The organism is Roseovarius sp. 10, assembly GCF_033100315.1.
Lineage (GTDB): Bacteria > Pseudomonadota > Alphaproteobacteria > Rhodobacterales > Rhodobacteraceae > M30B80.
This window is the reverse complement of sequence record NZ_JAWLVH010000001.1, coordinates 1,311,019-1,323,060: the sequence shown is the minus strand read 5'-3', so window position 1 is coordinate 1,323,060 and position 12,042 is coordinate 1,311,019. Positions and strand designations below refer to the sequence as shown.

Here is a 12,042-nt window from a genome sequence, read left to right as displayed (position 1 = left end):
ATGCGGCAAAAATCGCCTCATCCCCGACAGTCGCGCCTGACCTCGCGTTCCCTCAGCCCTGTCTCGACCAACATGCATCTGTCCCGTGCTACATAGTAATAGCCACGCGCGTAATGCATGACGGCCGTGTCATAAGATCCATCTGACAGCAGCCATGCGCCGCGCAGATATTTGACGGCATAGGTGAGATTGGTTTCTGCATCCAATAAATCGGCATCTTCACCCGTAAACCCCATATTGCGGGCTGTGGCGGGCAAGATTTGCATCATCCCGTAATAGGGGCCGTTGCGGGCATGGGCACGATAGTCGCTTTCCCGTTGGATCACGCGGTGGATCAGGGGGGCGGGCACATCATATTGGCGCGCCATTTTATTCACGAGGGCCCTAATTTCTGCTGTTTCGCCCGGGTAAAGATCAGGTTCGGGTGTGCCAATGCAGGCCACAAGCATCACGCAAAGGGCTGTGATCATAAGGCGGCGCATAGATCAATTCCCCCCGAACAGGCCACGCAAGGCACCTTCGACCTCATTGCGCAGTTGATTTTCGATGGCATCGCGCGCATCGCCCTCGGCGGGCAGGTTAAGCCGATCGCGCGCCTCTTGTTCCAGCCTAGCACGCTCTTCGTCAATACGGGCTTGGGCCGCAGCTTCAAGTTCTGCGCGTTCCAGTTCTAGCCGCTGATTGGCCAAATATTCTAGATCAGGTGCAAAACTAAGATCAGCCCAAGGGCCGCGCACGATGACGGGCACGGCAATATTCGACCCATCGGAGGATGTTTGCACAGCGGGGATCACGCGATATTCCACTGACTGGCCCCCAATATTGATCTCGCCCGTCCCTGTGACACCGCCCCATCCAGCGGTCAAGGTGAGGTCGTCATTGCGCGCCACACCGCCCGCAATCGCAAGGGTCGCGGTGATGCTGTCATAGACTGTGCGCGCGCCTTCGCCCCGATAGGAGCTGTCGAGATTGCGGATCATCCCCGCAAGATCAAGCCCCTCAATCGCCCCCTGACCAAAGTCAAGCGCGGCACTGCCCTCAAGGCTGTTCATCCATGCCGCTACAGACCGCCCGCCCGCTAAAATGTTGAAGGTGACGTTTCCCGTGCCTGAAAGGCGGTCATAATCTGCAAAATCTTGCAGCAAGGGTTGCAATTGCACCGCACGGATCGCCATGTTGCTGGCCACGGATCCATTGCCACGGCCATTTATTACAGTTTGCCCTGCAATCGTGCCGCCATAGGCCACGGCGCGCGCCAAATCGAGCTGCAGACGACCCGCATCAAGCGTGGTTTGTAGCGCAATATCTGACAGCCGCATCATACCCAAATCCAATTCGGCAAGGGCCAGATCAAGATCGGCATCTACCGCGAAGAGGCCCGTGAGGTCGATTTCGTCACGCGGCCATCCGCCGCCTGCGCTGCTGCCCTGGGTTGCGCTGCCTTCTGTCAGGTCGCTTAGGTCAACGCGCCCGCCCGCGATGCGGCCCGTGATCTTAGGGCGCTCACCGCCTGTGCTGAGCTCTGCAGATAGGGTTATGGCCGTGTCATCTAGCGCAAGGGTTGCATCCATGATCTGCGCAACGCCCTCGGGCGTGATCGCAATGGGGCCGTTCAGCGCGATACGATCGCGACCCAATCCCGTCGGTAAAGTCACCGCTGCAATACCCGCCGCAGTCGTGATCGGGGTCAGGTCGGTGATATCGGCATTCACCTCGCCCGCCAGGCTGAACGGGGCAAGCATAAGCGCGCCGCGATAGCCAAGGCTGCCGCCTGTCCAAGACAGGGACAGATCAATGCGCGCCTCACGCCCTGCAAGCGCATCGGCAAGAGTGGTGAGGGTCACATCGCCCCTCAAGCGCGCGCCATTGATTGCGGCGTTAAAGCTGCCTGTCAGACCGCCGTTCAGATCGGGCGCTTCAAGGCGAAGATTGACCGCTTCGGCCGCATAGCTTTGCGCTGTTGTGGCATCAGTATAGCGCAGGGTGCCATCGCTGATCTGTGCAAGGCTGAGGCTGATTTGCGGCAGGTCACCGCTTGTGCCTGTCTCGGCTGTGGGGGCGGTGGTTGAAAATTCCCAATTGGCCTGTCCATCTGCGTTTCGCAGCAAAATGATGTCAGGTTTTATAAGTTCCGCGCGCGCAATCCGCACCTCGCCAGAAAAAAGGGGCATGATTTCGACCCCGATATGCAAGGCCTCAGCCCGCAGCATCGGGCCTTGATCCGCAGCCCAGTAAGGGTTGGAAATTTCAAAACCTTCGGCGCTGATCCCGATCATGGGGTAAAAACTTGGCCGCACTGCGCCCGTCAGGGTCACATCACGCGCGAGGCTGGCCGATAGCCGCTCTGTCGCCAATCTGGCAATGGTATCCGTTGGAATTAACGCAATCCCTCCAACAGCCACGCCTACGAAAATCACGACAGCCAAAATGACCCGCAACACCCACTTCATCGAGAATCCCCCAAGCTATTTTTGTAACCCCAAGCACCTTTGTGTTTAGCGGCTATGGTTCGGGGCCGTAAAGCCTTGGCGGTGCCTTTTTGTTCAAGGTTGCGCGAGGTCATGGCAGAACAAGATGAGGCTGGATGTTGGCCCGCGCCGATGGTGCCTGAGTGCTTTCTTGCTTCACGATGGCCAAAAGCCACGCTATAGCGCGGGATATGACACAGAACCCACCAAATCTTCGCCCAGATCTTGCCCGTGCGCGCGTAGAGGAGACGATCCGCGAGGGTCAGCCCAAAATCGGGATGGTCTCGCTTGGCTGCCCCAAGGCGCTTGTGGATAGTGAGCGGATCCTGACCCGACTGCGCGCCGAAGGCTATGGGATCAGCGCCGATTATAGCGGTGCCGATGCTGTCATTGTGAACACCTGCGGCTTTCTCGACAGCGCCAAGGCCGAAAGTTTGGACGCGATTGGCGAGGCGCTGCGCGAAAATGGGCGCGTGATCGTGACGGGCTGTTTGGGGGCCGAGCCTGACTATATCACAGGTGCGCATCCGCGTGTTCTGGCCGTAACGGGCCCACACCAATATGAGCAGGTCTTGGATGCGGTGCATGCCGCCGTGCCACCCGCGCCTGATCCGTTTGTCGATCTATTGCCAAGTTCAGGCGTAAGCCTAACGCCCCGTCATTACAGCTATCTCAAGATTTCCGAGGGCTGCAATCACAAGTGCAAGTTTTGCATCATCCCCGATATGCGGGGCCGCCTGCAAAGCCGTCCCGCAAAGGCCGTGTTGCGTGAGGCAGAAAAACTGGTTGAGGCAGGGGTGAAGGAACTTCTGGTCATCAGTCAGGACACCTCGGCCTATGGCACGGATTGGGCTGGTCGGGATGAGAAATTCCCAATCCTTCCTTTGGCGCGCGATTTGGGCCAACTAGGCGCGTGGGTGCGGTTGCATTACGTCTACCCCTATCCGCATGTGCGGGAGTTGATCCCTTTGATGGCCGAAGGGTTGGTTCTGCCTTATCTGGATATCCCATTCCAACATGCCCATCGCGATACGTTGCAACGTATGGCCCGCCCTGCGGCATCAAGTAAAACCTTAGACGAAATCGCGGCTTGGCGTGCGGACTGCCCTGAGATCACCCTGCGCTCAACCTTTATCGTGGGGTATCCGGGCGAAACAGAGGCCGAATTCCAGACCCTGCTTGATTGGTTGGATGAGGCGCAGCTCGATCGGGTCGGCTGTTTCACCTACGAAAATGTTGCGGGTGCGCGGTCAAATGATTTGCCAGGCCATGTGCCGCAAGAGGTCAAGGACGAGCGTTTTGCGCGCTTTATGGAAAAGGCGCAGAGTATTTCCGAGGCGAAATTGGCCGCCAAAATTGGCACGCGTCTTGAGGTGATCGTGGATGAGGTGGACGATGAAGGGGCCACCTGCCGCACCAAATCAGACGCGCCAGAGATTGATGGCAATCTCTTTATCGATGAAGGGTTCCAAGATCTCAAAGCGGGCGACATCGTGACTGTGACAGTTGATGAGGCCAGTGAATATGATCTTTGGGGTCAGATCGCCTGACCCCCACCCTTAGCGCAAGCTTGCCATCGTATCCCGCACGATTTGAATGCGGTTTGCATTGGGCGGGTGCGTTCCAAGAAAGGTTTCGCCCGGATCAGGCAGGCGGGTGAAATATTGCGCGCCACGCTCGGGATCAAACCCTGCGCGATAGGCGATGACAGTGCCCAAAGCATCGGCTTGCAATTCGTGATCTTGGCTAAAACGGCGCGCGCCCACTGTGGCGCCAATATCGGCCGCATTTTGCACCATAGAGGCATCGCCACCCGCAATCCCTGCAAGCACGCCGAAAATTAACGCCCCCCCTTGGGCAGAGGCCCGTTGGCGGGGAATATGGCGGGCGATGTGATGCGCAGCCTCATGACCCATCACAAAGGCCAATTCGTCAATATTGCGCGCATCTTCAATCAGGCCAATCGTAAAGACCAGATATGGGTTGCCCGCATTGTCCAAGGTTTGAAACGCGTTGATGCCTGCATTTCTGTCACGCTCAATCGCAATGGTGAAATTACAGTTTTGATCTGGTGTTTCTTGACGGCAAATATCTTCGGCAATGGGTTCGACCTTGGCGACCACTGTGCGGAAATTATTCATTGCCACATCTGGGGCCAGTTTGGGCAGATTATCGCTGCTGGCCGTGCTTGTAGGTGCGCCGCTTGGTGGGGGGCTTGCCACCTGACACGCGGCAAGGAATGCAAGCATCGGCAAAATCAGAATTGCACGCATCAGAACCAAATACCTTTTTGTTGAGGCCAACCCTATTTTGCAGCCCATTTTGAGATATCTCAATCGAATTCTCATCACGAGAGGATCACATGATTGCCAAGAGGGAAATTCCCGCCTAGCGTGATCTTATGTTTAGCATTGAGCATGATTTTGACGCCACAGTTGTGACCTTGATGGATGAGGGGGAAAGCCCTCTCCAAGAGGATGTCGTGCTGACGGCTTTTGAAGAGGTCGTTCAGGTTGAACAATATGACCCGCGCAGTGATAGCATTCAGAAAATCTCAATCTCTATGGCGCAGTTGCGCGAGTTGGCGGCAGCGCTGAACTTGCCAGAAGGGGTGTATCGGATTGATCGCCCGACCCGCTAAGGCCCCTCAATTATCCCTGACACATCCCATCACGCGGCCAATTTGCGCGGCAGTTTGTTCATGGTTTTGGCAATGCTTGCCTTTACCCTTGAGGATGTCTTTATCAAGGCGGCAGCGGCGCATATCCCCTTGGGCCAAGTTATGGTGACCTTTGGGCTTGGTGGGCTGTTGGCCTTTGTGGTCATGGCGCGCCTTCGGGGCGAGGTGATCTTGCACCCTCAGGCCTTTGGTCGCGCCATGGCGTGGCGTGCTTTGTTCGAAATCACGGGTCGGGTATGTTACACGGTCGCGATTGCCTTAACGCCCCTGTCCTCGGCCAGTGCGATTTTGCAAGCCACGCCTTTGGTGGTGGCGGCAGGGGCGGTGATGGTGTTTCGCGAAACCGTGGGCTGGCGGCAATGGGCGGCGATTGGCGCAGGGTTTGTTGGGGTGCTATTAATCCTACGGCCTGGGCTGGACGCGTTTGAACCGCTGTCCCTCTTCGCGGTCTTGGGCATGATCGGCTTTGCTGGCCGTGATCTGGCGACACGCGCCGCACCAAAGAGCATGACAACGGCGCAGCTTGGCGTTTACGGGTTTATCATGCTGAGCATCGCAGGTGGTATCGTTTGGGGTTATCAGGGCGGCGTGGCCCCACTGGGCGCGGGCGGCATGGTGCTGACAGGGCCTGCCATCTTATTTGGCGTTGCCGCCTATATGTGCCTGACTATGGCCATGCGAACAGGGCAAATTGCCGTTATTGCCCCATTTCGGTATACTCGTTTGGTTTTTGCGATGATCTTGGCCGTGGCCGTGTTTGGCGAACGCCCCGATGCCCAGACCTTGATTGGCAGTTTGATTATTGTTGCCTCGGGCCTTTATACGGTTTGGCAAAGCCGCAGGGTTTAGCCCATATTCACGCCAACCACTTTGTTCCGATCCGTCTCGCCGCGTATCAGCGTCAGGCATGAGGGCGCGATCCCGATTGCCTGAGCCAAGAGTTTGAGAACGGCACGATTTGCTTTGCCGCTATCGGGTGCTTGGGTCACATAGACCCGCAACAGGTCTTCTTCGACCACGATACGGTTCTGCGCGGCTTTTGGGGTGACGCGTAAATTTAGCCGTATACCGGTCTGCGCATAGGCGCTGAGGTCGGGTAGGGATTTGCGCAAGGGGGGCCTCTCAAAAGCCAATGAGCTGCAAACTTGCACTCTGTCTCCTAGGGTGCAAGATGCGCGCGGTGGATTTGGTGATGAGGAAAGGTTTGATCATGGCAACAGGGTTTTTCTGGGATGAGCGCTGCTTTTGGCATTCGGGTGGCAATTATGCCTTTCTCGCCCCTGTGGGCGGATTGGTTCAACCTCTTGCCGCAGGCGGCCTGCCCGAAAATCCTGAAACGAAGCGGCGCTTGAAAAACCTTCTTGAGATCACGGGACTGTGGTCTGAACTTGCGCCTCGCCACGCGGATCCTGCAACCGAAGAAGATATTTTGCGCATTCATCCCGAAACCTATTTGCGCCAGTTTCAAGATATTTCAGCGCAGGGTGGGGGCGAGTTGGGGTTGCGCACACCTTTCGGCCCCGATGGGTTCGAGATTGCAGCCCTGTCTGCGGGTTTGGCCAAATCAGCCCTGTTTGCCGTGCTAGAGGGGGATTTGGAGAATGCCTATGCGCTGTCTCGTCCGCCAGGGCATCACTGCTTGCCTGATTTTCCCAATGGGTTTTGCCTCCTTGCCAATATCGCCATCGCGATTGAGGCCGCGCGGGCCGAAGGGCTGGCCACGAAATTTGCCGTGATTGACTGGGATGTGCATCACGGCAATGGAACTGAGGCGATTTTCTATGATCGTGATGATGTTCTGACCATCTCCCTTCACCAAGATCGCAATTATCCCCGCGATAGCGGTGCGTTTGAGGATCGTGGATCGGGTGCTGGGGCAGGGTTTAACCTCAATATCCCGCTGCCCCCCGGGGGCGGGCATAATGCCTATCTTGAGGCGATGGAGCGTTTGGTGATCCCCGAATTGGAACGCTTTGCGCCTGAAGTGATTATCATCGCTTGTGGGTTTGACGCGTCAGGTGTTGATCCTTTGGGGCGAATGATGGCAGGCAGCCACACGTTCCGTGCGATGGCAGAACAGGTGCGGGACGCGGCTGACGCGCTGTGCGAGGGTCGCCTCGTGATGGTGCATGAAGGCGGTTATTCCGAATTGCACGTGCCGTTCTGCGCCCATGCGGTTCTGGAGGTTATGAGCGGCAGTCGCATCACCGCCCCTGATCCTTTGTCAGAACGGATCACCGCACAGCAACCCGATGTGCGGTTTGATGCATTTGTGAGCGAATGGATCGCCGAGATGGAAGCAAGCCTTTCTGATATGCGCTAACAGACCCGCAAACTGATATTTGCTGCATTGCAGCACGTTGACACCGCGCAGGTTGCGGGTCAATTTGCCACAAATCTTTTTGGAAAAAGGGTGAGACCCGATGAAGAAAATCTATGGCTCTGCTGCTGAGGCTTTGGATGGCCTTTTGCAGGATGGAATGCTGATCGCGGCAGGCGGCTTTGGCCTCTGCGGGATTCCTGAATTGCTGATTGATGGCATCGTGGACAGCGGTGTTAAAGATTTGACCGTGGCCTCCAACAACGCGGGCGTTGATGATTTTGGTTTGGGCAAACTTCTGGCCACACGCCAGATCAAAAAGATGATGTCTTCTTATGTGGGCGAGAACGCAGAATTCATGCGCCAATATCTGGCGGGTGAATTGGAACTGGAATTCAACCCCCAAGGCACTTTGGCCGAGCGGATGCGCGCAGGGGGGGCAGGCATTCCGGGGTTCTACACCAAGACAGGTGTGGGCACAGTGATTGCCGAAGGCAAAGACCACAAAGATTTTAACGGCGAAACCTATATCCTTGAGGAAGGGATCTTTGCGGACATCTCTATCGTCAAAGCGTGGAAGGCTGATGAAACGGGCAATGCGATTTTCCGTAAGACCGCGCGGAACTTCAATGTGCCTGCTGCGACCTGTGGCAAGGTTTGCATCATGGAGGTCGAAGAAATCGTGCCCGCGGGCAGCCTAGACCCTGATCATATCCATTTGCCTGGAATTTTCGTGCATCGCTTGATCAAGGGGCAGCATGAGAAACGAATTGAACAGCGCACTGTGCGCCAGCGTGAGGAGGCCTAATCCATGCCATGGGATCGCAATCAAATGGCCGCCCGCGCGGCACAAGAACTTGAAGACGGGATGTATGTGAACCTTGGCATCGGGATTCCGACCCTCGTGTCAAATTATATTCCAGAAGGCATGACCGTGACCTTGCAATCCGAAAACGGAATGCTTGGCATGGGGCCTTTCCCCTATGAGGGCGAGGAAGATCCAGACCTGATCAATGCAGGTAAGCAGACGATCACTGAATTGCCCCATACCGCCTATTTTGACAGCGCGACATCATTTGCGATGATCCGTGGCGGCAAGATTGCGATGGCAATTTTGGGCGCGATGGAAGTGTCTGAGACGGGCGATCTTGCCAATTGGATGATCCCTGGCAAATTGGTCAAAGGGATGGGTGGCGCGATGGACTTGGTCGCAGGCGTGCGCCGTGTTGTGGTTGTGATGGATCACACCAATAAGCATGGGGAAAGCAAGGTTTTGAAATCTTGCACCTTGCCGCTGACAGGAACGGGCGTTGTGCATCGTATCATCACCAATTTGGGCGTTCTGGATGTGGTCGAAGGCGGCCTCAAGATCGTTCAACTGGCCGATGGTGTCACCGAAGCTGAACTGCGCGCGGCAACAGAGGCGCATATTGTCTGACCCTTAGGGTTGCATGGTTGCAAAAACGCAGCCATCCGAAATCAACTCAGGTGGCGTGATGCATAACAGCCGTGCCACCTGCCACGCCTCAGCCACTTTTGGCACATAGGCACGGGTCTCGGCAAAGTTTGGCACGCCACCCGCCGTATCCACTGCCCCTTCTCCCGCATTATAGGCCGCGATGACCAAAAGCGGGTCACGGGCGAAGCGCCCCATTAGAAAATCCAGATAGGCCACGCCGCCGCGAATGTTTTGCGCGGGGTCAAAGGGATCATCTACGTTAAAGCGCGCCGCTGTATCAGGGATTAATTGCATCACCCCTTGGGCGCCTGCGCGGCTTTGGGCATCTGCGACCCCAGCCGACTCCACCGCCAAAATGGCTAAGGCGAGAGCAGGGGATACCTGCGTTTCGATTGTCTCGCGCAGGATCACTGCGCCATAGCGGCGCGCCAGATCACCCATGCCCGCAGCGTTATATCCGTGTTGCCTATCAGGTGCGTTGGCGATCACATTCAGCGCGGCCTCAAATCTTGGCACCCCGCCCGTAAGCCCATCGGGGATATCTGCCCAGAACCATGCGCTATGGGCCCCGTCATCATGCGGGTTTCGCGGCAGGGGGTTCGCCGCAGGCGTGGCGTCTGGGACGGGCGGTGTGATTTGAATAGTGATCCGTGGCCCTTGGTGATTGGCATCCGGCACAGTCACCCGGCGAAAGTTAAATTCGGGCCAAGCTGGGGGGTCTGTGGCCTCTTGTGCAGGCAATGCGCTGCCCATGCCCAAGAACAGGCACAGAATCCCGAGTCGCAAAAATCCCGTTTGCATGACTGATATTGCCAATAATTTCGTAACCCAGGTCCATGCTTTGCCGCGTTTCTTCAATAAATCAAGCATTTAGCGCCAAGCCGAATGCTTTGCGCCATTAACTTACCCTTAAGATTTCGCGAGAATTTCCCATCTCCGCCCAATTCCCGCCCTGATCTGGGGGCAAAACAGGCTCATCAGCGGGCCAGATAGCCCAAAGGTATCAAGGCAAACATACAGCAAATTAACACTGGAGTGAAAACTATGAACATGATCAAATCTTTCTTCGCATCTGAATCTGGCGCAGTCACCGTTGACTGGGTTGTTCTGACTGGCGCAATGGTTGGCGTTGGTATTGCAGCGGCAGCAGCTGTAAGCACAGGCATCACTGGCTTGACAGACGATCTCGCAGCCAACCTCGGCGCGCAAGTGACCAACCCGAACGACTAATCTCCAAGTCACAGACTTGCACAAGAATTTATAAGGCCGCGCCCCGATGGGTCGCGGCCTTATCATTTCATTTCCTGCATATTAAAATTTAACATTCATTGTCAGAAACGGGCCCAGAATAAGCGCCGAAGGGTCACGGCTGCGCCACGATTGGCGTGGGATTTTAGCTCACCAAACGGCCAGAACGGCGTGCGGTGAACAGACAAATCACACGTAAATTCTGGAGCGCATATGATGACCAAGATTAGCGATTTTCTCGCGTCCGAGACGGGTGCGGTCACAGTCGATTGGGTTGTTTTGACGGGGGCGATGGTGGGCACAGGCATTGCCGCAGCAACCGCAATAAGCAATGGGATTGATGTCATTACGACCGACATTGCCGCCAATCTTAGCACCCAACTTGCAGGCCCCGCCTCGTCTCTCCCGCAAGGGGGCATTGCATCATCGTCTGAAATGTCGGGTGGCAGCCCGTCTTATTACGGGCCCAGTCACGATGATGATGACGAAGATGACGACTATGATGACACCGATGAGCGGTATTCATATCGCGATGACGATGACGATTATGACGATGATGATGACGATCAGGGCGAGGATGATGATGATTAGGCCGATCTGACCTTGTCCCTCACTCTAAAGGCCGCGCTGATATTTGGCGCGGCTTTTTCACAATCCACCCTCATCCATTTTCATAAAATCAGGGCAATTTGGCGCAAGGCTGCGCATCTTTTGCCGTATTCTGGCCCTATGGCACGCTTAAACCCAATCCCTGCGGCGGGCGGTGTCATGCGCTTTGGTCAGATGCATGATCCCGCCTTGCACCGCACGAGGTTGATGACTTCGGTCACCTTGGGGCCTGCCGCTCTGCCCCCTCTGACAGGGGCGGCGGGCCATCCCAAAGATTTCGCACCCTTTCCATCATTCTGCCCGAATCCGCCGCGATAAAGGCGTCTGAGGCAGTTTGTGCCGCGCACAGATCGCGGCAACTTGAGAAAGGATAGACCATGCGGATCATCTTTGGATTGGTTTTGTTTTTGGGGATCGGTTTGGCGGGTCTTGCCGTGACCTATGCCAAGGATCGGATGGAACAATATAGCACTGCGCTCGATCAGCAGCGCGAAGCGGTGATTGAAACCACCAAAGTGGTCATTTTGACCGCGCCGATGCGCTATGGTCAGTCGTTAAGCCGCACCAATGTGCGCTTGATTGATTGGCCCGCTGAATTTGTGCCAATGGGGGCGTTTACGTCACTTGACGAAGTGTTCCCGCCCGATGCTGAGGGTGATCGCGTTGCCCTGCGCGCTATGGAACGTCACGAACCGCTGTTGCGCGCCAAAGTCACTGCGCCGGGTGAGGATGCCGGCGTTGCTTCGCGGCTTGGATCAGGTATGCGGGCCTTTTCGTTGAGTGTTGATGTGACCACTGGCGTTGCAGGCTTCATCCGACCAGGTGACCGCGTGGATGTATATTGGACGGGCGGGGGCCGTGGTGAACGGGTGACGCGTTTGATCCAAACCAATTTGCAGATTATCGCGGTTGATCAGCAATCTGACCAAGATCAGAACAATCCAATGCTCGCCCGCACAATCACAGTAGAAGCGCCACCAGAACGCATTGGTGCCCTGGCGCAGGCGCAGGCATCAGGCACGCTCTCGCTTGCGTTGGTGGGGGTGCATGATGAAACCGAAAGCGGCATGGTTGAAGTAGGGCTTGATGATATCTTGGGTATTGTTGATGAACCCGCCGCCCCTGCCGAGGTGGCACAGGCCCCACAGGTTTGCACAGTGCGCGCGCGCCGTGGCGGCGAAGTGCAAATCGTGCCTGTCCCCTGTTCAAATAATTGAGTGCCAGACTGATGCGGGCAGAGGGATCTCCCTTGCCGTTT

The 12,042-nt window shown here is 56.3% G+C and carries 15 protein-coding genes; 10 read left to right on the top strand and 5 right to left on the bottom strand.

The genetic code is table 11. The features are described from left to right. Positions 1 to 17: 17 nt before the first annotated feature. Together RYZ18_RS06690 and RYZ18_RS06685 are read right to left on the bottom strand one after the other, a co-directional pair. Positions 18 to 482: a lytic transglycosylase domain-containing protein gene (locus tag RYZ18_RS06690; RefSeq protein ID WP_317655663.1), complete on the bottom strand. Its 465-nt coding sequence runs from the start codon at positions 480 to 482 to the stop codon at positions 18 to 20. 3 nt (positions 483 to 485) lie between these two features. Then, on the bottom strand, positions 486 to 2,450 hold the full coding sequence (locus RYZ18_RS06685) for an AsmA family protein (protein ID WP_317655662.1): 1,965 nt from the start codon (positions 2,448 to 2,450) through the stop codon (positions 486 to 488). A gap of 209 nt (positions 2,451 to 2,659) precedes the next feature. Between RYZ18_RS06685 and rimO the strand changes: the two genes are divergently transcribed. Beyond that, positions 2,660 to 4,018, top strand: coding sequence for a 30S ribosomal protein S12 methylthiotransferase RimO (rimO, locus tag RYZ18_RS06680; RefSeq protein WP_317655660.1), 1,359 nt, complete (start codon positions 2,660 to 2,662; stop codon positions 4,016 to 4,018). 9 nt (positions 4,019 to 4,027) lie between these two features. Here the strand turns inward: rimO and RYZ18_RS06675 are convergent, their stop codons facing one another. After that, positions 4,028 to 4,741 (bottom strand): M57 family metalloprotease, encoded by a 714-nt coding sequence (locus tag RYZ18_RS06675; protein WP_317655658.1) that lies wholly within the window; start codon positions 4,739 to 4,741, stop codon positions 4,028 to 4,030. Between the two features lie 128 nt (positions 4,742 to 4,869). Here RYZ18_RS06675 and RYZ18_RS06670 point away from each other — a divergent pair, with 128 nt between their 5' ends. Further along, positions 4,870 to 5,109 (top strand): hypothetical protein, encoded by a 240-nt coding sequence (locus RYZ18_RS06670; RefSeq protein ID WP_317655657.1) that lies wholly within the window; start codon positions 4,870 to 4,872, stop codon positions 5,107 to 5,109. 42 nt (positions 5,110 to 5,151) lie between these two features. Continuing rightward, positions 5,152 to 5,997, top strand: a complete 846-nt coding sequence (locus RYZ18_RS06665) for a DMT family transporter (RefSeq protein WP_317655656.1) — start codon at positions 5,152 to 5,154, stop codon at positions 5,995 to 5,997. Here the strand turns inward: RYZ18_RS06665 and RYZ18_RS06660 are convergent. Beyond that, positions 5,994 to 6,260, bottom strand: coding sequence for a DUF167 domain-containing protein (locus RYZ18_RS06660; RefSeq protein WP_317655655.1), 267 nt, complete (start codon positions 6,258 to 6,260; stop codon positions 5,994 to 5,996). The two genes, RYZ18_RS06665 and RYZ18_RS06660, sit on opposite strands and share 4 nt — an antisense overlap. A gap of 98 nt (positions 6,261 to 6,358) precedes the next feature. On the opposite strand from RYZ18_RS06660, the gene RYZ18_RS06655 reads away from it, so the two are divergent. The 3 genes from RYZ18_RS06655 (at position 6,359) to RYZ18_RS06645 (ending at position 8,906) form a co-directional block, all read left to right on the top strand. Further along, a complete protein-coding gene (locus RYZ18_RS06655; protein ID WP_317655848.1) occupies positions 6,359 to 7,471 on the top strand; it encodes a class II histone deacetylase in 1,113 nt (370 codons plus the stop codon). A 100-nt stretch (positions 7,472 to 7,571) separates the two neighbouring features. Beyond that, positions 7,572 to 8,276, top strand: a complete 705-nt coding sequence (locus RYZ18_RS06650) for a CoA transferase subunit A (RefSeq protein WP_317655654.1) — start codon at positions 7,572 to 7,574, stop codon at positions 8,274 to 8,276. A gap of 3 nt (positions 8,277 to 8,279) precedes the next feature. After that, positions 8,280 to 8,906 carry a CoA transferase subunit B gene (locus RYZ18_RS06645; RefSeq protein WP_317655652.1) on the top strand — a complete coding sequence of 209 codons (627 nt, stop codon included), beginning with the start codon at positions 8,280 to 8,282 and terminating at the stop codon, positions 8,904 to 8,906. A 3-nt stretch (positions 8,907 to 8,909) separates the two neighbouring features. On the opposite strand, the gene RYZ18_RS06640 is transcribed toward RYZ18_RS06645, so the two are convergent. After that, complete coding sequence (locus tag RYZ18_RS06640) at positions 8,910 to 9,728, bottom strand: lytic transglycosylase domain-containing protein (RefSeq protein ID WP_317655650.1); 819 nt, start codon at positions 9,726 to 9,728, stop codon at positions 8,910 to 8,912. 243 nt (positions 9,729 to 9,971) lie between these two features. On the opposite strand from RYZ18_RS06640, the gene RYZ18_RS06635 reads away from it, so the two are divergent. The 4 genes from RYZ18_RS06635 (at position 9,972) to cpaB (ending at position 12,001) form a co-directional block, all read left to right on the top strand. Beyond that, a complete protein-coding gene (locus tag RYZ18_RS06635; RefSeq protein ID WP_317655648.1) occupies positions 9,972 to 10,157 on the top strand; it encodes a Flp family type IVb pilin in 186 nt (61 codons plus the stop codon). Between the two features lie 234 nt (positions 10,158 to 10,391). Beyond that, positions 10,392 to 10,766 (top strand): hypothetical protein, encoded by a 375-nt coding sequence (locus RYZ18_RS06630; protein WP_317655647.1) that lies wholly within the window; start codon positions 10,392 to 10,394, stop codon positions 10,764 to 10,766. A 12-nt stretch (positions 10,767 to 10,778) separates the two neighbouring features. Further along, positions 10,779 to 11,102, top strand: coding sequence for a hypothetical protein (locus RYZ18_RS06625; protein WP_317655645.1), 324 nt, complete (start codon positions 10,779 to 10,781; stop codon positions 11,100 to 11,102). A 59-nt stretch (positions 11,103 to 11,161) separates the two neighbouring features. Further along, entirely contained in the window at positions 11,162 to 12,001 is an 840-nt protein-coding gene (cpaB, locus tag RYZ18_RS06620) for a Flp pilus assembly protein CpaB (RefSeq protein WP_317655643.1), read from the top strand. The last annotated feature ends 41 nt before the right edge of the window (positions 12,002 to 12,042 follow it).

Excerpts from the sequence above, each read along its gene's own strand:
- RYZ18_RS06690 (WP_317655663.1), bottom strand. The coding sequence starts at position 482 with ATGCGCCGCCTTATGATCACAGCCCTTTGCGTGATGCTTGTGGCCTGC.
- RYZ18_RS06685 (WP_317655662.1), bottom strand. The coding sequence starts at position 2,450 with ATGAAGTGGGTGTTGCGGGTCATTTTGGCTGTCGTGATTTTCGTAGGC.
- rimO (WP_317655660.1), top strand. The coding sequence starts at position 2,660 with ATGACACAGAACCCACCAAATCTTCGCCCAGATCTTGCCCGTGCGCGC.
- RYZ18_RS06675 (WP_317655658.1), bottom strand. The coding sequence starts at position 4,741 with ATGCGTGCAATTCTGATTTTGCCGATGCTTGCATTCCTTGCCGCGTGT.
- RYZ18_RS06670 (WP_317655657.1), top strand. The coding sequence starts at position 4,870 with ATGTTTAGCATTGAGCATGATTTTGACGCCACAGTTGTGACCTTGATG.
- RYZ18_RS06655 (WP_317655848.1), top strand. The coding sequence starts at position 6,359 with ATGGCAACAGGGTTTTTCTGGGATGAGCGCTGCTTTTGGCATTCGGGT.
- RYZ18_RS06650 (WP_317655654.1), top strand. The coding sequence starts at position 7,572 with ATGAAGAAAATCTATGGCTCTGCTGCTGAGGCTTTGGATGGCCTTTTG.
- RYZ18_RS06645 (WP_317655652.1), top strand. The coding sequence starts at position 8,280 with ATGCCATGGGATCGCAATCAAATGGCCGCCCGCGCGGCACAAGAACTT.
- RYZ18_RS06640 (WP_317655650.1), bottom strand. The coding sequence starts at position 9,728 with ATGCAAACGGGATTTTTGCGACTCGGGATTCTGTGCCTGTTCTTGGGC.
- RYZ18_RS06635 (WP_317655648.1), top strand. The coding sequence starts at position 9,972 with ATGAACATGATCAAATCTTTCTTCGCATCTGAATCTGGCGCAGTCACC.
- RYZ18_RS06630 (WP_317655647.1), top strand. The coding sequence starts at position 10,392 with ATGACCAAGATTAGCGATTTTCTCGCGTCCGAGACGGGTGCGGTCACA.
- cpaB (WP_317655643.1), top strand. The coding sequence starts at position 11,162 with ATGCGGATCATCTTTGGATTGGTTTTGTTTTTGGGGATCGGTTTGGCG.